This window comes from Lysinibacillus sp. NPDC094403 (assembly GCF_050278745.1).
Lineage (GTDB): Bacteria > Bacillota > Bacilli > Bacillales_A > Planococcaceae > Lysinibacillus.
Genome location: NZ_JBNNTL010000015.1, coordinates 1 through 18,908, shown reverse-complemented (window position 1 = coordinate 18,908; position 18,908 = coordinate 1). Strand labels below are relative to the sequence as shown.

Here is an 18,908-nt window from a genome sequence, read left to right as displayed (position 1 = left end):
ACAAGAAACAGGAATTTATTCGGTCGACGAAAAATTCCTGTTTTCTTTTTTTACTGCCAGTTATATGCGGGTTAGGATTAACCCTCTACAAGCGCCTTATATAATATTTGTTTACCATCTATCTCGACAATAATCGTGTAAGTGTCATGATCATTTGTAGCGTAAATTTCAGATCCAACTGGCAATTTGGTAGCATAAAAATCTTTAAAAAATAGAGTAGATGTCGTCGTTTTTTTTATTTTTCCGATGTTGTCTTCTTTTATAAAATTACCCTTTTTTAGAGATTCTTGATCGGCTACTTTTATATAGATTAATTGATCAAGTTGTAAAATATCTGCTTGGGCATCTTCTTTAAGAATAGTTTTTGCTGTTGGATTGTCTGGTATAACAGAAGAACATCCTGTTAGTACTAATAAAAACAGAAAAGAATATACTAATATTTTTTGCATAATAATACATCTCCCTTCAGATAGAAAGAACGTCTCCTTACTCTAAGTTTTTAGAGAAATTGGTTACCTCACTTTTATACCTTCTAGAAAAAATCGCATTGCTATTATTTAATACAATAATATTAAAAAGTTAAGTAAATAAAAAATATAACTATTTTATTTGCTAAGAGCTTATCTTCAAAAGTTGGAGATGACATTTGTTAAATTGTATGCCATGTGTTTTAGTTGAGATAGAGGAACGAAGGCTAAAACCATCACGTCCTGTGATAACGCCTTCGTGACCAACATCATGTTGGCCCGAGACCCTGGAGCGAGCAACGCGAGTGAAGCGGCTCATCGGACGCCCCCAGGAAGCTCTGCTCTGCGCGAAAGCGAAGCGTCAGCGGCAAATGTTTTCTGTAGCGAAAGCAAAGCGACAGCTACAAAGCGCCCAGTCGGAACGGAAATCAACCCCACGTTATGGTGATAATCAGCAAAGATTTAGAAAAGTTTAAATATAAATAAAAATTCAGTTGACTTAATAAATATGCAGACGTATACTAATTTTAACTTATTTCAGAGGTGAGTGCATTGAAAGTAGGAATTGTTGGTGCAACCGGATATGGTGGATTAGAGCTTATTCGATTTTTACATAATCATAAAGCGGTGGAGCAGATTGATTTATTCACATCCTCAGAAGAAGGTGTAATTTTTTCTTCTAAGTTTGGTCATCTCGTCAATATTGCCGATACGCCATTACAAAAAATTGATTATGAGGCTTTAGAGAAATTTGATGTTGTTTTTACAAGTACGCCTTCAGGGGTGACAAGTGAGTTATTACCTCCATTGGTAGGGAAAGGTCCTAAATTAATAGACTTGTCTGGTGACTTCCGTTTACAAGATCCAGCATGCTATGAAGCATGGTACGGTAAAAAAGCGGCGCCATTGGCAATCATTCAACAAAGTGTATATGGCTTAACTGAATGGAATGCAAAAAATGTTCAACATGCTCCTCTTATCGCGAATCCAGGGTGCTATCCAACAGCGGTTTTACTTTCGTTGTTACCATTGCTAAAAGAACGATTGATTGATTCGAGCTTTTTAGTGATTGATGCGAAAAGTGGGATTTCTGGAGCCGGAAATAAGCCTTCGCAAACAACGCATTTTAGCGAGGCGAATGAAAGCTTTTCAATCTATAAAACGAATACACATCAGCATATACCAGAAATTGAGCAGGCCATTTCAATGTTTGCAGGGGTCGATACAACCATTTCTTTTAATACTCATTTAGTGCCAATGACAAGAGGGATTTTATCTACCTCATATGCACCTGTAATGTCTGGTGTTACAGAGAAGCAGTTAATAGCTTGTTTACAGAATACCTATGAAAAGCATCCGTTTGTGCGGATTGTTACAGATGTAAATAGCATAGGAACAAATCGTGTTAAAGGTTCGAACTATTGCGACATTTTTGTGAAAGTAGATAGCCGTACAAATCGTGCCACAATTGTTGGCGTCATCGATAATTTAGTCAAAGGGGCTGCAGGGCAAGCCATTCAAAATATGAACGTTCAATTTGATTTACCACAGGCGACAGGATTAGATGTCGTTCCGTTCTTTCTGTAACTTCTTTCAGTGAAATGTTTTATGTAGCGAAAGCAGAGCGTCAGCTACTCTTATATGCCAAGGAAAATTGATTAACTAAGGAGGAAAGTTTTTATGACATTAATAGCATCCGCAAGTATTATGAAAAAATTATCAAGTAAAAATATTGTTTCACCAAAGGGCTTTAAAGCTGCTGGTTTACATTGTGGATTAAAGCATAAGAAAAAAGATCTAGCTGTGTTAGTCAGTGAAGTACCAGCGAGTGTAGCAGGTGTCTTTACAACGAATGCTGTGCAGGCAGCACCACTAAAAGTAACAAAAGAGGTTGTATACTTAACGAAGAAGATGCAGGCGATGATTGTCAACTCTGGAAATGCCAATGCATGTACAGGGAAGCAAGGGGCGAAAGATGCACAAACAATGCAGGCCCTAATGGCAGAAAAGCTAGACATTGATGCAAATTTAGTAGGTGTTTGCTCAACGGGTGTCATCGGTGAAATTATGAATATGGAGCCAGTGGCAAGTGGGATTAATCAGTTAGAGCCAAAGGATAATTTAGAAAGTGCTATTGATTTTGCACAAGCAATTATGACAACAGATACAGTTATGAAAAACACAAGCTACAGCACTATCGTTGATGGCAAAGAGGTTATTATCTCTGGGGTTGCAAAAGGTTCAGGTATGATTGAACCAAATATGGCAACGATGCTAGGTTTTATTACGACAGATGCAAATATTGAATCAGATGTCTTACAGGCTACATTATCTGATATTACAAATTTGACTTTTAATGCAATTACAGTAGATGGAGATACATCTACAAATGACACAGTAGTTGTGATGGCAAACGGCTTAGCAGGTAATGAATCTTTAACTCCTGACCATCCAGATTGGCAAAACTTCTATTATACATTGAAAACAGTAGCTCAAGACTTAGCGAAAATGATCGCCAAAGATGGTGAAGGTGCAACGAAGCTGATCGAGGTTGAAGTTGAAGGGGCAATTTCAGATGAAGAAGCACGTAAAATTGCTAAAACAGTAGTTGGTTCACCACTTGTGAAAACTGCAGTCTTTGGTTGTGATGCAAATTGGGGACGTATTATTGCCGCGGTAGGCTATAGTGGCGCGACGGTTAATCCGGAAAAAATTACGATCCAAATTGGTGGGGCAACAATGGTTGAAAACGGTGAGCCAGTTCCATTTTCAGAGGATACGTTAATTCAAATTTTAAAAATGCATGAAGTGAAAATCTATGTGTCACTTGGAATTGGGGAAGGCAAGGGGCATGCGTGGGGATGTGATCTAACTTATGACTACGTTCAAATCAATGCCTCATACCGCTCGTAAACGAATGGTCATTAAGCTTGGTGGCAGTACGCTAGAAGGCTTAAATGAGTCGTTTTTTGAGAATTTTAAAAAACTCCAAGAGAGCGGAGTAGAGCTTATTATTACCCATGGTGGTGGTCCAGCTATTAACCGTGAACTTGCGATGCGCGGAATAGTATCACATGCTTTAAACGGTATTCGTGTAACGAGTGAAGCTGCAATTGATATCGTACAGTCAACGTTAATAGGTAAGGTCAATCCAGCGCTTGTTCATGAATTAACAACGGCTGGCATTGCTGCAATTGGTTTAAACGGCTTCGATGGTCAGTTAATTGTAGCGGATTATCTAGACAAAGATGTATACGGTTTTGTTGGTGAAGTAAAAACCGTCAATACATCTTTGTTAGAAGCATTAATTAGTGCGGGGATTGTACCAGTTATTGCTTGTGTTGGAGCAGATGAATATGGCCAGTCGTTAAACATTAATGGAGATACGGTAGCAAGTGAAATAGCACTAGCTATAGATGCAGATAGCTTGTTACTTGTAACGGATGTAAGTGGTATTCGAATTAATGATGAGTATCAATCGAAAGCAACACCTTCCTTCATCAATCAATGGATTGATGAAGGGCATATTTATGATGGGATGCTACCTAAAGTTCAAGGAGCTCTCGAATGCTTAAATGCAGGTATTCCATCAGTGCAAATTGTTGGGGAATCGCTTGTTGGTACGACGATTTTATCAGGGGAATGAAGAAAACCCGAATGACTAAAGTTTCCCTTCATCCTCACTCAGTACAGTCATTCTTCTTCATAGATAAGATTGACCGTTCTAATGGCATAGAGATAGCAATATAGTTGTTTAGAGAAGATGATTGTTATAGCAAACTTAGTAGGGGTTGATAAAATGAGTGCTTTATTTGGAAACTATGGCAAACGCCGCGCCCAAATTGTCAAAGGGCAAGGAACTGTCGTCGAAGATTCTGCTGGGAAAAAATATTTAGATTTTACAAGTGGAATCGCAGTAGTGAGTCTTGGTCATGCACATCCTGCAATTGTAAAGGCTATTCATGATCAAAGTAAAAAGCTTTGGCATATTTCTAATTTATTTGATATTCCGGGTCAGGAGAAAGTCGCGCAAAGATTAATAGCAGATACACATTTTTCTTATGCATTTTTCTGTAATAGCGGTGCGGAAGCGAATGAAGCGGCCATCAAGCTTGCACGTAAGCATACTGGGAAAAGTCATATTATTACTTTTGAGAAATCCTTTCATGGGCGAACTTTTGGAGCGATGTCGGCAACAGGTCAGGGCAAGATACATAATGGCTTCGGACCACTTGTTGAAAAATTTACAATTCTTCCTTTTAATGATGTGGCAGCACTTGAAGCAACGATTGATGATTCTGTCGCGGCTATTATGCTGGAAATGATTCAAGGTGAGGGCGGTGTAAACTGTGTATCTCCGGAATTCGCAACAGCAATCGCTAAAGCCTGTGATGACAAAGGCATATTACTAATTATCGATGAGGTTCAAACAGGTATTGGACGAACAGGAACAAGATATGCATATGAGCAAACGATTTTAAAACCAAATATTGTGACATTGGCAAAAGGGCTAGGTGGTGGTTTCCCTGTCGGTGGGATGCTTGGAACAGCTGAGCTATATGATACATTTAGTCCTGGCACACATGGGACAACATTTGGTGGGAACCCACTTGCAATGAGTGTTGCTGAAACCGTGCTTGAGCATGTTTTTGAACCTGCTTTTTTACAAAATGTACAGGAGCTATCCACGTATTTTGTTAAGCAGTTGAAAGAGAATCTACCGTCTACGTATACGGTACAGGGCCAGGGCTTACTTCTTGGCATTGGCTGTGGAGATATCGAAGTTGCCTCGTATATAGCCGCAGCAGAGGAAAACGGCTTATTATTAGTAGGTGCAGGACCAAATGTTATTCGTCTATTACCTCCATTAACCGTATCAAAAGCAGAAATCGATGAAGCAGTTGCGATTTTAAAAACGATACTGTTGTAGTATCTGGACAATTAAATACGAAAACAATCTGCTAGACTTCTTCTCAAGAAATCTAGCAGATTGTTTTAATGCTTAACTCATCATCATAACGTGTGGTTGATTTCCGTTCCGACTGGGCGCTTTTATCGCTGCCGCTTCGCTTTCGCGCAGAAAACATTTGTTGCTGACGCTACGCTTTCGCACAGAGCAGAGCTTCCTGGGGCGTCCGATGAGCCGCTTCACTCGCGTTGCTCGCTCCAGGGTCTCGGGCCAACAGATGTTTTTTGCGCGAAAGCGTAGTGTTAACGTAGCGGCAGCAGCACCGATGTTGGTCACGAAGGCGTTATCACAGGATGTGATGGTTTTAGCCTTCGTTCCTCTATTGCTGATCCCCAAGGAGTCGCCCAGCCTCCACTCCAATCAACTTATATACTTAGAATACGTTTTAAAAAATGCCATCAGCAACTTTTGGGTAGTTTAGTAAAATCTTATCCCGCATTAACGGGCAGTTATTTATCTGTACCGAAAGCGAAGCGTCAGGTACAAGGCTCTCACCTCGAATTTAGGCTAAAGCAAAGAATGTAGGGAGAGTAACTGCCCATAAAAATCCGATTGGTGAAGGCTAATAATCAGAGGGGGGGTGAAGAAAACCCCTCTGATTAAAGTTTCGCTTTATCCCGTATTAACGAGTAGTAATTTATCTGTATCAAAAGAGAAGCGTCAGGTCCTCCCGCTTTAAATTCAATGAGAGCAAAGAAATTAGGGGAGGCTAACTGCCCGTAAATACCCGATTGGTGAAGACTAATAATCATTGGGGTAAAGAATACCCCACCGATTAAAGTTTCACTTTATCGTAGCTCTTTTACTAATGTTTTCACAAGAGTAGGGAGCCAATCGTGGAGTTGACTAAATGTAAAACCTACAGCTTCTGCCTTTGTAGTTGACATATACCAATCTGCTGGAACTCCATATGGTGACTGTGACTTTTCATCTCCCCCTACGAGAGAAATTTTTGCATGCTTTCCGGTTGTTTCTTCAATAAGACCCATCAAATCTTTTAACGAAATTGCACCTACAGCTGTTGCATTATAAGGTCCTTCAATTGGTGTAATACCAGCAAAATACAAAAATGCAGCTGCTTCTTCATCCGTAATAAAGCTCATCTTTGCATCAATATTCGGTAATGAAATAGGCTGTTCCTGTATAATTCGTTCAACATGAAAATGTAAACGGTGTGTATAGTCGTTCTCACCCATAACAATCGGGAAACGTACAGCAACAACAGGGAATGTAGCCTCTTTGAAAAGTACTGCCTCTGCTTGACGCTTACCCTCACCATATGAAAAATCTTCACGATTCCCCATCCGAACTTCATAATCATAGGGATTAAAATCTTCTTCGGTTTTGATAATGCCATCTATTTCGTAGGTTGATAGAGTAGATGTAAAAACGAATTTTTTCGTTTTACCCTTTAAAATTTCACATATCTTAAGAGCTTCATTGGGAGAATAGCAAATATTATCATAGACAATATCCCATGTTGGACTTGATAGTGCCTGTGACAACGAATCGGCATCATCTCGATTAACAACTAGCTGCTTCACTTTTGTACCAAAAGGATTTCCACTTTGACCACGTGTTAAAATAGTCACACTATGACCATTTTGAAGACAGAGTTCAACAAGCTTTTTACCAAAAAAGCGAGTGCCTCCTAAAATTAAAATGTCCAATTATCTCCACCCCTTCAAATTAGTAGTCCCCTTTATAATGACAAAAAAACAGGCATACTACAATTAAAAAAGTAATTGTAGTATGCCTGTGTATTATTGGGTAGGTGGGTCAGGCGGTGGAGTTGTATTTCCGTTGTTTCCTCCATTAGAGCCATTCCCGTTATTCCCAGAACCGTTACCGTTATTAGAGCCATTCCCGTTATTCCCGGAACCGTTGCCGTTATTTGAGCCGTTTCCGTTATTTCCGGAACCGTTGCCGTTATTTGAGCCATTTCCGTTATTTCCGGAACCATTGCCGTTATTCGATCCGTTACCGTTATTAGAGCCATTCCCGTTACTACTACCAGAACCATTGCCATTTTCCAATCCGTTTCCATTATGGTTTGAGTCATTTCCGTTAGTAGGTGGAGTGGTTGGTGGAACTTTTTCTTGATTGTCTTGTTCAGGTGGTTTTTCATCGGCACTACCACCAGTAGAAATGCTATTGGATTGCGATGAAGTTAAACCTGTAATATCTACAGCGACAACAACATAGGCTTGACCACTTGCTACTGTCATGCTTTGTGATGATTCAAGCACTGATCCGACAAGAGTTCTACCACCGTTTGTTACTTTATATACTCTGTAACCGACTACATCATTTGAAGAGCCTGTCCAAGATAATGTATTGCCATTAATTGAAGCAGTTACTGCTGCTGGCGGATTATTATTTGCCGGGAAATCAACAGCTGATACCGATGAATTCGATAATGTCGAATTTTTTGGTAATAGGCTGGCTGGGTTACCGCCAAGTCTGCCTAGCATTCGTTTAATAAATGCTTGATTAATACCTGCACCACCTGGTTTTACAAATTCTCGCGGTGTGTTAGAGAGTGCATTATAGGTTTTACCTTTAATCGTAACAACGCTTGAGGAAGCTAAGCTATCATCAGGCTGTGAAGGTAAAAATACTTTCGCGTTAAACAAGTCAGAGCGCACGAGACCAGCGTTAGCACATGCTGCAGAAGGCGCTAAACCAGAAATACCACAGAATGATGCAGTGACAACGTTTTTCGGCTGCTTAAATCTAGTTTTAGGGGCAATTAATTGTGGATCGACATCATACACAGAATTCATTAATGTTCCCCATAGCTTGTTAATTCGCACGCTAGGCTGCTGATACGTATTATTAAATGTATACAGTGATTGATTGTTATCATAACCCATCCATACACCAAGAGAAACATTCGGGTTATAGCCAACTAGCCAAACGTCTTTATAATTTTGTGAAGTACCTGTTTTAGCGGCAAAGTCAGCAGAGAATTTCAGCGTATTTCTTGCAACTGTACCAGTTCCTTTTGTTAACACATCTCGTAACATATCTGTCATGATATAAGAAGTTTCAGGACTAAATACTTGTTCAGGTTTAACTTCGTGTTTATATATGATATTTCCATTTTGATCTTCAATTCTATCAATCATATATGCGTCAATAAATTGTCCGCCGTTTGCGAAGGTTGCAAAGGCATTGGTGTTCTCTTCAACAGTAATACCATCTTTTACTGCACCAATCCCAGCTGCAAGGTTTGTGAAGTCATCAGGCTGTAAGCTTGTGATCCCCATTTTTACTAAATAATCGGCAGGACGTCTGTTAAGAATATCATAATATAGACGTAAAGCTGATAAGTTTTGTGAATTTGCTAATGCTTCACGTGCAGGTATAATTCCTCGCTCATCACTAGTAGTATAGTTGCTCGGACTCCAGCCGCCCATAGAGAATTTTACGTCGACTAACGGGCTACCTGCCCCAATTACACCGTATTCTATTGCAGGTGCATATACGAGTAATGGCTTCATAGTTGAGCCATTTGAGCGTTTTGCCTGTGTAGCATAGTTATATTTTTTTAATTCAAAGTCACGACCACCGACAAAGCTTAAAATACGTCCAGTATTATTTTCAATTAAAATACTGCCAACCTGTACAGGCATTTGAACATCAACTTCTTCACCTGTTACAGGATCCTTGTCTTTAACGGTGTAAGTATGACCGTAATTTTTAAAGTTTTCCGCTGTTTTTTGCATCGAATCGTACATATCTTTATTAATAGTTGAATAGATTCGATAACCATTTGAGCGGACATCACGATCTGCTAGGATCATATACTTATCTTTTAATTTCTTTTCATTTTTTAAGCGTTCTGGATCAATACCATCTTTTACTGCTAGTTTTTCAGCAATAATTTCTGTCGCGCGACTTTCAAGCTCATATGTTAGCCATGGGTAGCGATCCTCCGAACGCATCTCTGGTGAACGGAAATCAGCAGTAATATCATAAGCGAGTGCTTCTTTATATTGAGCTTCGTTAATGTAACCTGCGTCTTTCATACGATAAAGTACAATTTTCATACGATCAATACCCAGTTGAAGTGCTTCTTTACTTTTAAGTACACCTGTATTTGTAAAAGGTGTGTAAGTAAAAGGTGATTGAGGAATACCAGCTATATACGCTGCTTGAGGAAGCGTTAAATCCTTTGCTTTTACATTGAAAATACCTTCAGCAGCTGTTTCAACTCCTGCAATGTTTCGACCGGAAGAGTTACGACCATAAGGAACTATGTTTAAATAGGCCTCTAAAATTTCTTCCTTTGACATAAAGTGCTCTATACGCATAGCAAGTAAAAGTTCTTTTGCTTTTCGTTCATAAGATACTTCGTTTGTTAATACTTGGTTTTTAATAAGCTGCTGTGTTAATGTAGAACCACCAGTTTGAGTGGAAGAGTTTGTTACGTCTTGAAGTAGTCCTCGGATGACTGCCTTCGGAACGATTCCGTTATGTTCACGAAAGTACTCGTCCTCTGTTGCTAATACCGCATTAATAACATCAGGTGCGACATTGTTTAATGTAGTTGCTCGACGATCTAAATCTGTACGTAATTTTCCGATATAAATATCGTTGGCAAAATAAATCTCACTTGTTGAATCGTAGTTAAAAATTTCATTTCGTAATTCTTCCTTTGAGCGTAGTGGCTCTTCTTTTACAAGTGAAGCAAAATAGCCGGCGCCAACTGAACCTGCAAATACAGTGCCTACCAATGCAAAGACTAAAAATAGTAAAAATAAGTTCCAGGCAACACTTCCTGAAATACGTAATTTCTTCATCCATTTTTGTTGAATTAATTCATCGATCTTTGCATTGATTTTCTCAATCCAATCTTTCAATGTATCGACCTCCTAAAATCTTGTCTATTATAGCACATATTGATTTAGGTCGAACATAGTTATTGACAATGAAAAAGAATCGTATAGAATAATGCTTATAGTTTTCTAGTGATGAAAAGCTTGCAGTAGTGTCTATATTCCCTGTTTAGAGAGCCAGCGGTTGGTGAAAGCTGGTCATAATGTAGAGACGAATTACGTGCTTGGAGCTTAGACGTGCGCGCCTGCGATAAAGGCGATTGAATGAAGAGGAAGATGGATAACATCTTCAAGCCGGGTGGTACCGCGTTAGTTATTAACGTCCCTGCATGCAATGTTTTGCGTGTGGGGACTTTTTTGTTTCTCCCTACACGGAATATCAAACACTTAGGAGGAATTAAAATGACGAACGAATTATTACAAGACTTAGAATGGCGCGGATTGTTATACCAACAAACTGATGCTGAAGGTATGGCTAAATTATTAGATGAACAATCGGTATCTTTATACTGTGGTGTTGATCCAACTGCGGATTCAATGCATATTGGGCATATTGTGCCCCTTTTAACGCTACGTCGATTCCAAAAAGCAGGTCACCGTCCAATCTTGTTAGTTGGTGGTGCGACTGGTATGATTGGAGATCCATCTGGTCGCTCTGAAGAACGTCAATTACAAACAGTTGAGCAAATTGATAAAAACGTTCAAGGTATCCGTAGTCAATTAGAGCGTATTTTTGACTTTGCAGAAGATGGTAATGGTGCTCAGTTAGTTAATAACCGTGACTGGATTGGCAATATTAATACGATTGAGTTTTTACGTGATTATGGGAAGTTAATTAACGTGAACTACATGTTAGCAAAGGATACGATTGCATCACGACTTGATACAGGGATTTCATTTACTGAGTTTGCGTATACTTTAATTCAAGGTATTGATTACAATCATTTATACAACCATTATAACTGTCGCATTCAAGTAGGTGGCTCTGACCAGTGGGGGAATATTACAACTGGTTTAGAAGTTATTCGTAAAACACATGAGGAAGAGACAAAAGCTTTTGGTATAACAATTCCTTTAGTAACGAAAGCAGATGGTACAAAATTTGGTAAAACAGCAGGTGGTGCTGTATGGTTAGATAGTAAGAAAACATCTCCATACGAGTTCTACCAATTCTGGATTAATGCTGCGGATGCTGACGTTGTAAAATACTTAAAAATATTCACATTCCTTTCTCGTGAGGAAATCGAAGCTTTAGCAGTATCTGTAGAAGAAGAACCACATTTGCGTAAGGCACAAAAAGCACTAGCTGAAGAAATGACTCGCTTAATTCATGGTCAAGAAGCATTAGACCAAGCAATCCGCATTACAGCTGCTTTATTCTCTGGTGACTTAAAAGCACTTTCTGCTGATGAGATGAAAGATGCATTTAAAGATGTTCCTTCTATTGAAATGGCGAAGGAAGATAAAAACATTGTGGACTTACTAGTGGAAGCGGGTATTTCACCTTCAAAACGTCAAGCTCGTGAAGACGTAACGAATGGTGCGATTAGCGTGAACGGTGAAAAGGTCACTGAATTAGAATATGTAATCGACGGCAAAGATCGTTTAGAAGATGCATTCAGCATTGTTCGTCGCGGCAAGAAAAAATACCATATGGTGAAGTTTGTTTAATCCGAACAAACATGTCAAACATCCCCTCGATATTTGAGGGGATGTTTTGCTTTGTTGAAAAACGATTGTGTTAATGAAAATAAGATGCAAATAAAGTATGGCTCTTCGGCAAAACGAGGGGGTGATTTCCGTTCCGGCTGGGCGCTTTTATCGCTGCCGCTTCGCTTTCGCGCAGAAAACATTTGTTGCTGCCGCTACGTTAACACTACGCTTTCGCACAGAGCAAAGCTTCCTGGGGGCGTCCGATGAGCCGCTTCACTCGCGTTGCTCGCTCCAGGGTCTCGGGCCAACACGATGTTGGTCACGAAGGCGTTATCACAGGACGTGATGGTTTTAGCCTTCGTTCCTCTATTGCTGATCCCCAAGGAGTCGCCCAGCCTCCACTCCAATCAACCATTTTACATAGCATGTATCTTCTGGCATGTCATAGTTATAAAACGAAACACCAGCAAGATGTTTTTTTGTGCGAAAGCGAAGTGACAGCAACAATGTTTTACCTGTGCGAAAGCGAGTAGATGGAACGGAAATCACTCTCATTTAAAGCGCCACAATATTAAGAAAGACTTCCTTGACCATTTCTTTTAACTATCTAAAAAACTAGGAAGCTTTATGTGCTCATATTCTTTGGGGTGAAGCAAATTTGCAAGCTTTAATGCACCCTCTATGAGGCGTGGTGATGGGCGACAATAAAGCCATTCCTCCATTACATGAAGCTGTTCCATTTTAACGGCTTGTAGCTCCTGCGCATGTGAACGTTTTAATAAATTAGCCGGTTGAATACGCTCAAAGGCAACTCCGACCCAAGCCATCATAATATAGTCTGGGTCGCGACTTACTACATCAGCCCAATCAGTTTGGACGCTAGCTAGCTCTACATCTTGAAACAGATTTTGCCCACCAGCAATGGCACTAATTTCGGTTAACCAATTAATTTTACCTGGAGTAAAAATAGGATTTGGCCACCATTCCCAATAGAGAGTAGGTTTTTTAGGAATCGTTTGAGCAACTGTGCGGAGACGATTAATACAATGTAAATACTCCTCAGAAATTTCTTTTGCACGCCCTTCAACCCCGCAGGCTTTACCTAAAGTATGGAGATCCTGTGCGATTTCCTCTAATGAATTGGCATTAAAAACAATATGGGGAATATTTCTAGCTTGTAAAGCTTCAATATTTTTTTCCATGCCAGGGACACTTAAGGATGCGAGTACAAGATCAGGTTGCAACGCCTCTAATACATCCATATCAATTGATAAATCAGGGCCGAGCTGAGGTAAGTCTTTTACTGCTAGTGGCCAATCCGAAAAATCATCGACACCCACAAGCTGGTCAGTCAGCCCTAAATAAGCAACAAGCTCGGTATTACTAGGACAAATTGAGATTAAACGCATCTTCTTATCTCCAATTCTTTTTAAGAAAAGTATAGCGAGTGTTGGAGTCACATACAATGACCGAATTTTGCCCTTAATAAAAAAAGACATGCCTACAAGAGACATGCCTTCTGATTACTTATTAAGAAAGTGCGATAGCTTCGAGTGATTCTTCTTTTTCCGCTACAGGGCCCATCGCATTTGTAATAATTTGTTTAATATCTTCTAAAGTTGCTTTACGTGGGTTTGTTGCAGCACATACATCTAACATTGCATTTTTCGCTAAGATTTCAATATCCTCATCCTTCGCACCTAATTCGCGGAAGCCACTTGGAATGTTTAAATCTTTAGAGAGATTTTCAATTGCTGTAATTGCTTTTTCAGCAGCATCACGTTTACTTAACCCTTCAACGTTTTCGCCTAATAATTCAGCAATGCTTGCAAAACGCTCAGTACGTGCTGTTAAGTTGAAGCGGCAAACATGTGGCAATAAAATAGCATTACATACACCGTGTGGCAGATTATAGAAGCCACCTAATTGGTGAGCAATTGCATGTACATAGCCAAGTGATGCATTATTAAACGCCATGCCTGCTAAAAATTGTGCGTAAACCATTTGCTCACGAGCTTCTAAATCTGCACCGTTTGCATAGGCACGTGGTAAATATTCAGGAACTAGCTGAAGTACCTTTTCCGCACATGCATCAGTAATTGGTGTTGCGTTTGTCGATACAAATGATTCGATTGCATGTGTTAATGCATCTAAACCAGTAGCCGCAGTAAGAGCAGGAGGTAAGCCGATCATTAGCTCTGGGTCATTAATCGATAGTAGTGGAGTAACATGTTTGTCCACGATGGCCATCTTCACTTTACGAGCTGTATCCGTGATAATTGTGAAGCGAGTCATTTCACTTGCTGTACCAGCAGTTGTGTTGATAGCGATTAATGGCACCAGTGGGTTTTGTGATTTGTCAACGCCCTCGTAATCATGAATGCGTCCGCCATTCGAAGCAATAAGTCCGATACCCTTTGCTGCATCGTGTGCGCTACCTCCTCCAAGAGAAACGATTGAATCGCAGTTTTCAGCATGATACACTGCAATCCCATCTTCAATGTTTTGATCTGTTGGATTTGGTTCTGCTTTCGGGAAAATTGCTACATCAATTCCAGCAGCTATAATGATGTTAGCAATTTGTTCAGAGAGACCTAATTTGTGTAAGCCCTCATCTGTTACGATCAATGTCTTTTTCACTTCTAAATCATTTAAGCGTTTACCAACTTCTTGAATTGCTCCAGGTCCAAATAAGTTTGTTTTCGGCATAACAAATTGCTTTAGAACGTCTGACATATTTCCAACCCCTTTAAAATAATTGTTATTGCTTGAATGATGGCGAACCACCTTTCGAAATTCATAGTATTCTATTCCTTGTAAAAGTTCAACTCGTATTTTTATTAAAATTGTTAATTTTAATCATGTTATTATTTTACAAAAAAGTTAGATTGGTTTCTGGTATGATAGAATCTTAGGTTGTCTAGGAGCGTTGATCTGAAAACGTTTTGAAAATTGTTTTCCTATGAAAGTAAAATATATTTTTTGTGAATATGGTTCTATTTTAAAGAAGTGTTGAATAGTAAATAACTGATAATTTGTTTTTAATATAATAGTAGTGATAAAGTTGTTTTTTAATTGAGTAATTATTATTTTAAAGTACATAAAATAGTCGAAATTATGGGAATATTCAAAAAACAATCTCTCTTTCTTTTTAAAATGTATAAAGAAATCCATAATGCGAGAAGTAAATAAAGAATGACCGTATACCCAGTATTGGTTTTCATCATAACGTAAGGTGATTTCCGTTTCGACTGAGCGCTTTTATCGCTGCCGCTTCGCTTTCGCGCAGAGCAAATCTTCCTGTGGGCGGCGGGGAAACAAATGTTTTCTGTGCGAAAACGTAGTGACAGGATGTTGGTCACGAAGGCGTAAAAAAAGTTGTTTTTTAGGCGTTTTCAGGGATATTTACAATTTTATTGAATAATATTTCAATGAAAATAATTTCAATAAAGGGGTGGAAGAAATGTTGATTAGACATGAACAAAAAGAACAACGAAGAGCTTTGATTTTACAAACAGCATTAGATTTGTTTATTCGGAAGGGGTACGGTGAAACGAAAGTTGCTGATATTGCTAAAGCTGCTGACATGAGCATGGGGTTACTTTTTCATTATTTTGACTCTAAGGAAAAGCTTTATGAAGAGCTAATTCGCATAGGTTGTGAAAGACTTAAGATGGACTTTAATTTTATTGATGAATCACCATTAGCAATATTTACAGCGGCTGTTGAGGATATGTTTGACATGATCAATACAAACCCGTCTGCAGCAAAAATGTTTGTGCTTATGGAGAATGCACAACATCTTGATTCCTTGTCGGAAGATTTAAAAGAAATGCTTACTGAAGCAGATAAATTGATAAAAAAGAGTATTCCATTAATAGAGAAGGGGCAATTGCTAGGTGAAATTAAACAGGGAAATGCTGAAGCACTTGCGGTAGCATTTTGGTGTTCTATTCAAGGAATCGCTCAATACATTGCACTGCATCCCGCAACACCTTGTCCCGATACAATGTGGGTTATTTCGATACTTGAAAACAGGGAGGTGGATTGAAAGTGAAAACTAAACGGAATTTAATAATCTTTATAGTTGTTGTTTTGCTAAGTGGGTGGCTTGGTGTTTTTGTAGACCGTTTCATCACTGAACAGCCTAAAGGTGATACTCTTGGGATGGGAATTTGGCTAGTATTACCGTTGCTGACGACTATATTGTTACGTGCCTTTGCAGGAGATGGTTGGCGCGATATAGGCTTATTACCTAATTTGAAAGGTAACATAAAATGGTATGTTGTCTCGCTCCTGATCTATCCTGTAATCACTTCTACAGTTTTGTTATTAAGCTATATATTTGAATGGATGGGTTTTCCAGATTTTAATTTAGATACAATAGTTTCAGTTTTCGTGGGTGGTTTACTGATTCAATTTGTTAAAAATTTTTTTGAGGAATCAGTTTGGAGAGGTTATTTGACAAGTAAACTTTCATCGTTAAAAATAAACGATTTTTGGTTGTATTTTATGGTTGGTGGCGTTTGGGGAGCTTGGCATATACCATATTTTTTAGTCTTCTTATCAGAAAGTGATATCTTCAGTGTACTTCCTGTAAATAGGTGGTTATTTGCCTTGATAGGTATTGTGACGATGATCTGTTGGACAGTAATGTATACAGAAATTTATTTAATGACGAAAAGTATTTGGCCACTTGTCCTTATGCATATGACAGAAGATGCACTTGTGAATCCACTTATTCTTGATGGATATATCAAAATTGCTCAGGGAAAAGAATTTTTTGTTTCTCCAACGGCAGGTATTATTACGACATTGCTTTACCTTATGGTTGGGCTTATATTGCGAACTAAACGTAAAAAGCTGGAGAAGGAAATTGTATCCAAATCAACTACCACAGCTATTGTTAAAATTTAATAGTTTTATTATTAAAGTTCTTTTTTGTTTAGTGTATAGAAATATTTAATTGAATTTTTAGAATATTTTTATAGGATTTTATGTTAAACTAAATATAAATTTGTAAAGTTTTACCTCAAAGTTAGTGGGTTAAATGATGAGGGAGAGGAACACTTATGATAACTTTGTTTCGACACTTACCACCGAAAAGTATGGATTTGTCAAAATGGACTCCTTTCATACAGAATAATTGGTATCGAAAACATTATATGAAGTTTGTATATCTACTTCAGATTATCATTTTTCTGATACCATTTTTCTTTGGAACAGGGTTCACTCATATTAATATATTACCTCTCATCATAATAGGCATCTTTGTCTTCATCATTCACGAATGTCTACACATTTTTGTCATAAACAAAAAAGGTGATATTAGCTTAACATTTAGCGGAGTATTTTTTTGGCTAAATACAAATGCAATCCTATCCAAAACGAGATTTTGGGTCTTTATGAGCTTGCCTTTTATTGTATTGTCGGTAGTCCCTGGCATTATATCATTCTATGTATCAGGAAATATCAAATTAATTATATTATTTGTAAGTTGGATAAACTTATTAATTTCCTCCTCAGATATCATTAATTCATTTTTAATTGCAATTAAACCGAAGAACTCAGTTTTTTGCAGAGGTTATTATCGAGTGAAATAGTATTAAACCGATCAAGCAATCGTTTTTTTCTCATTCCTACATCATATTGCATGCAAGCTTGGTATTACATGGGTGGTGAATGACGGTATTAAATAACAAAGTGAAGCCCAGGTACTCAATTAATTTTGAGCCTAGGCTTTTTTGCACAACGTCAAACGTAATACCTTGCAAGTTTAATTGTATTTCAAAACACCCTCAAAAGTGTTGAAGGGTGTTTTGATTTTAATGATTTTATATTGAATTTCGATAAGCATTTAATGTTGAATTGTAATTAGAGTTTGATAAAAATTTTTGGAGGTTGTGTTTCCCTAATGATCCTAATTTATTATTACTAGAGCCTAATAAACCATCCTTAGCAGCACTTTTAAGTGTTTCAATCTGTTTAGTAGAGAGTTTAGATGTTTTACTTCCTTCGATAATTTTATTAACATTGTTTATTCTTTCTTGATTCTCTTTAGAAGTGCGGTTAATTTCGTTACTGTTTTTTTGAGTCACCCCATATTGTTTATAGGATCTACGTGACATTAAATATTGCATAGTTGTTGAATTTCTTGTAGTAATCATAAAAGATTTCCACCTTTCTAGTTAATTGATTTTTTAGTATTTACCATACTTATCCTAATATCGACCAGAACTTGAATTAAATTAATCTTTGTAAATATATTCCCATTAAATAAGATTATAGAGATTACTATTAAGTCACCAAAATAAATGACAGGCACTGATTAAAAGAGTGCCTATTTGTTTCAATGAAAAAAGCCACTCATTTGTAGTGAACCCCAAAAGTTAGACTTATTTCGGAGAGGAGTTCTTCCTCTTCGTTATTTTAATTTAAAAGCTCAATTTTTGAATCAAACCATTGTTCCATGAAATTTATTTGTTCTCTAATTTGCTCTTTTGTGTAATTTTCATCCTCTGAAGTAACGACCCATTTTTCTTCAATATCATCATTTCTATGGACAATTGCGATAAGTTTACCTGTAAATTCATCTATTGGCCCCTTTACCTTATTTGAAAGGATATAGACATCCTGTTCCTCTCCATCGCCACCAATGATTCCAGGTACGTAACCATAATTTATCGGATAGACATTATCAAAATCATCCTTATAGCCCATTGGCCGATCTACTATTATTTTCAATTTTTGTAGTTTATGAAGTTCCATAACGACTTTTGTCCTTTCTACGCAGCCAATCTTACATGATAGGTGACTGGACCACATCAAAATTTACTCTTTATTCGCTTGTAATTGTAATAGTAGATATACTTATCAATTACTTGTTTTATTTCTTCAAAACTAGTATAGATAGTTCCATAATACATTTCTTGTTTCAGTAGGCCAAAGAAGTTTTCCATTGGCGAATTGTCTAAG

The 18,908-nt window shown here is 38.0% G+C and carries 17 protein-coding genes and 1 other annotated feature; of the genes, 8 read left to right on the top strand and 9 right to left on the bottom strand.

The window, feature by feature from the left end:
* Positions 1-77: 77 nt before the first annotated feature.
* Positions 78-449, bottom strand: coding sequence for a hypothetical protein (locus ACQKMV_RS18470; RefSeq protein ID WP_427505702.1), 372 nt, complete (start codon positions 447-449; stop codon positions 78-80).
* A gap of 570 nt (positions 450-1,019) precedes the next feature.
* Between ACQKMV_RS18470 and argC the strand changes: the two genes are divergently transcribed.
* The 4 genes from argC to ACQKMV_RS18450 all read left to right on the top strand — a co-directional run bounded on the left by argC (position 1,020) and on the right by ACQKMV_RS18450 (position 5,397).
* Complete coding sequence (gene argC, locus ACQKMV_RS18465) at positions 1,020-2,054, top strand: N-acetyl-gamma-glutamyl-phosphate reductase (protein WP_427505700.1); 1,035 nt, start codon at positions 1,020-1,022, stop codon at positions 2,052-2,054.
* Positions 2,055-2,147: 93 nt separating this feature from the next.
* Positions 2,148-3,380, top strand: coding sequence for a bifunctional glutamate N-acetyltransferase/amino-acid acetyltransferase ArgJ (argJ, locus tag ACQKMV_RS18460; protein ID WP_427505699.1), 1,233 nt, complete (start codon positions 2,148-2,150; stop codon positions 3,378-3,380).
* Positions 3,343-4,113, top strand: coding sequence for an acetylglutamate kinase (gene argB / locus ACQKMV_RS18455; protein ID WP_427505697.1), 771 nt, complete (start codon positions 3,343-3,345; stop codon positions 4,111-4,113). The genes argJ and argB overlap by 38 nt, the downstream gene beginning before the upstream one ends.
* Positions 4,114-4,266: 153 nt before the next feature.
* On the top strand, positions 4,267-5,397 hold the full coding sequence (locus ACQKMV_RS18450; protein ID WP_427505696.1) for an acetylornithine transaminase: 1,131 nt from the start codon (positions 4,267-4,269) through the stop codon (positions 5,395-5,397).
* Between the two features lie 827 nt (positions 5,398-6,224).
* Here ACQKMV_RS18450 and ACQKMV_RS18445 read toward each other — a convergent pair.
* Both ACQKMV_RS18445 and ACQKMV_RS18440 read right to left on the bottom strand, forming a co-directional pair.
* The gene (locus tag ACQKMV_RS18445) at positions 6,225-7,106 is read right to left on the bottom strand and encodes an NAD-dependent epimerase/dehydratase family protein (protein WP_427505694.1); all 882 of its coding nucleotides are present in this window, start codon (positions 7,104-7,106) and stop codon (positions 6,225-6,227) included.
* Positions 7,107-7,199: 93 nt separating this feature from the next.
* Positions 7,200-10,304 (bottom strand): transglycosylase domain-containing protein, encoded by a 3,105-nt coding sequence (locus ACQKMV_RS18440; protein WP_427505693.1) that lies wholly within the window; start codon positions 10,302-10,304, stop codon positions 7,200-7,202.
* 102 nt (positions 10,305-10,406) lie between these two features.
* Positions 10,407-10,610, top strand: a binding site (T-box leader).
* Between the two features lie 72 nt (positions 10,611-10,682).
* Between ACQKMV_RS18440 and tyrS the strand changes: the two genes are divergently transcribed.
* Positions 10,683-11,951, top strand: a complete 1,269-nt coding sequence (gene tyrS / locus ACQKMV_RS18435) for a tyrosine--tRNA ligase (RefSeq protein WP_427505691.1) — start codon at positions 10,683-10,685, stop codon at positions 11,949-11,951.
* A 348-nt stretch (positions 11,952-12,299) separates the two neighbouring features.
* Here tyrS and ACQKMV_RS18430 read toward each other — a convergent pair whose 3' ends face one another.
* From ACQKMV_RS18430 to ACQKMV_RS18420, 3 genes are all read right to left on the bottom strand, one after another.
* Entirely contained in the window at positions 12,300-12,488 is a 189-nt protein-coding gene (locus tag ACQKMV_RS18430; protein WP_427505690.1) for a hypothetical protein, read from the bottom strand.
* Between the two features lie 44 nt (positions 12,489-12,532).
* Positions 12,533-13,342, bottom strand: coding sequence for a cobalamin-binding protein (locus tag ACQKMV_RS18425; RefSeq protein ID WP_427505688.1), 810 nt, complete (start codon positions 13,340-13,342; stop codon positions 12,533-12,535).
* A 121-nt stretch (positions 13,343-13,463) separates the two neighbouring features.
* Positions 13,464-14,669, bottom strand: a complete 1,206-nt coding sequence (locus ACQKMV_RS18420) for an iron-containing alcohol dehydrogenase (protein WP_427505687.1) — start codon at positions 14,667-14,669, stop codon at positions 13,464-13,466.
* A 727-nt stretch (positions 14,670-15,396) separates the two neighbouring features.
* On the opposite strand from ACQKMV_RS18420, the gene ACQKMV_RS18415 reads away from it, so the two are divergent.
* From ACQKMV_RS18415 to ACQKMV_RS18405, 3 genes are all read left to right on the top strand, one after another.
* The gene (locus ACQKMV_RS18415) at positions 15,397-15,984 is read left to right on the top strand and encodes a TetR/AcrR family transcriptional regulator (RefSeq protein WP_427505686.1); all 588 of its coding nucleotides are present in this window, start codon (positions 15,397-15,399) and stop codon (positions 15,982-15,984) included.
* 2 nt (positions 15,985-15,986) lie between these two features.
* A complete protein-coding gene (locus ACQKMV_RS18410) occupies positions 15,987-16,850 on the top strand; it encodes a CPBP family glutamic-type intramembrane protease (RefSeq protein WP_427505684.1) in 864 nt (287 codons plus the stop codon).
* Positions 16,851-17,041: 191 nt separating this feature from the next.
* Positions 17,042-17,536 carry a DUF3267 domain-containing protein gene (locus ACQKMV_RS18405; RefSeq protein WP_427505797.1) on the top strand — a complete coding sequence of 165 codons (495 nt, stop codon included), beginning with the start codon at positions 17,042-17,044 and terminating at the stop codon, positions 17,534-17,536.
* Between the two features lie 231 nt (positions 17,537-17,767).
* On the opposite strand, the gene ACQKMV_RS18400 is transcribed toward ACQKMV_RS18405, so the two are convergent.
* The 3 genes from ACQKMV_RS18400 to ACQKMV_RS18390 form a co-directional block, all read right to left on the bottom strand.
* Positions 17,768-18,100, bottom strand: a complete 333-nt coding sequence (locus ACQKMV_RS18400; protein WP_427505683.1) for a hypothetical protein — start codon at positions 18,098-18,100, stop codon at positions 17,768-17,770.
* Between the two features lie 262 nt (positions 18,101-18,362).
* The gene (locus ACQKMV_RS18395) at positions 18,363-18,701 is read right to left on the bottom strand and encodes an inorganic diphosphatase (RefSeq protein WP_054548474.1); all 339 of its coding nucleotides are present in this window, start codon (positions 18,699-18,701) and stop codon (positions 18,363-18,365) included.
* A gap of 56 nt (positions 18,702-18,757) precedes the next feature.
* On the bottom strand, positions 18,758-18,908 hold a 151-nt coding region (locus ACQKMV_RS18390; protein ID WP_427505795.1), incomplete at its 5' end, for an IS3 family transposase.

Bases quoted from the DNA above. Each gene is read 5' to 3' on its own strand.
- ACQKMV_RS18470 (WP_427505702.1), bottom strand. From the start codon at position 449: ATGCAAAAAATATTAGTATATTCTTTTCTGTTTTTATTAGTACTAACA.
- argJ (WP_427505699.1), top strand. From the start codon at position 2,148: ATGACATTAATAGCATCCGCAAGTATTATGAAAAAATTATCAAGTAAA.
- argB (WP_427505697.1), top strand. From the start codon at position 3,343: ATGACTACGTTCAAATCAATGCCTCATACCGCTCGTAAACGAATGGTC.
- ACQKMV_RS18450 (WP_427505696.1), top strand. From the start codon at position 4,267: ATGAGTGCTTTATTTGGAAACTATGGCAAACGCCGCGCCCAAATTGTC.
- tyrS (WP_427505691.1), top strand. From the start codon at position 10,683: ATGACGAACGAATTATTACAAGACTTAGAATGGCGCGGATTGTTATAC.
- ACQKMV_RS18430 (WP_427505690.1), bottom strand. From the start codon at position 12,488: ATGAGAGTGATTTCCGTTCCATCTACTCGCTTTCGCACAGGTAAAACA.
- ACQKMV_RS18425 (WP_427505688.1), bottom strand. From the start codon at position 13,342: ATGCGTTTAATCTCAATTTGTCCTAGTAATACCGAGCTTGTTGCTTAT.
- ACQKMV_RS18420 (WP_427505687.1), bottom strand. From the start codon at position 14,669: ATGTCAGACGTTCTAAAGCAATTTGTTATGCCGAAAACAAACTTATTT.
- ACQKMV_RS18415 (WP_427505686.1), top strand. From the start codon at position 15,397: ATGTTGATTAGACATGAACAAAAAGAACAACGAAGAGCTTTGATTTTA.
- ACQKMV_RS18405 (WP_427505797.1), top strand. From the start codon at position 17,042: ATGGATTTGTCAAAATGGACTCCTTTCATACAGAATAATTGGTATCGA.
- ACQKMV_RS18400 (WP_427505683.1), bottom strand. From the start codon at position 18,100: ATGATTACTACAAGAAATTCAACAACTATGCAATATTTAATGTCACGT.
- ACQKMV_RS18395 (WP_054548474.1), bottom strand. From the start codon at position 18,701: ATGGAACTTCATAAACTACAAAAATTGAAAATAATAGTAGATCGGCCA.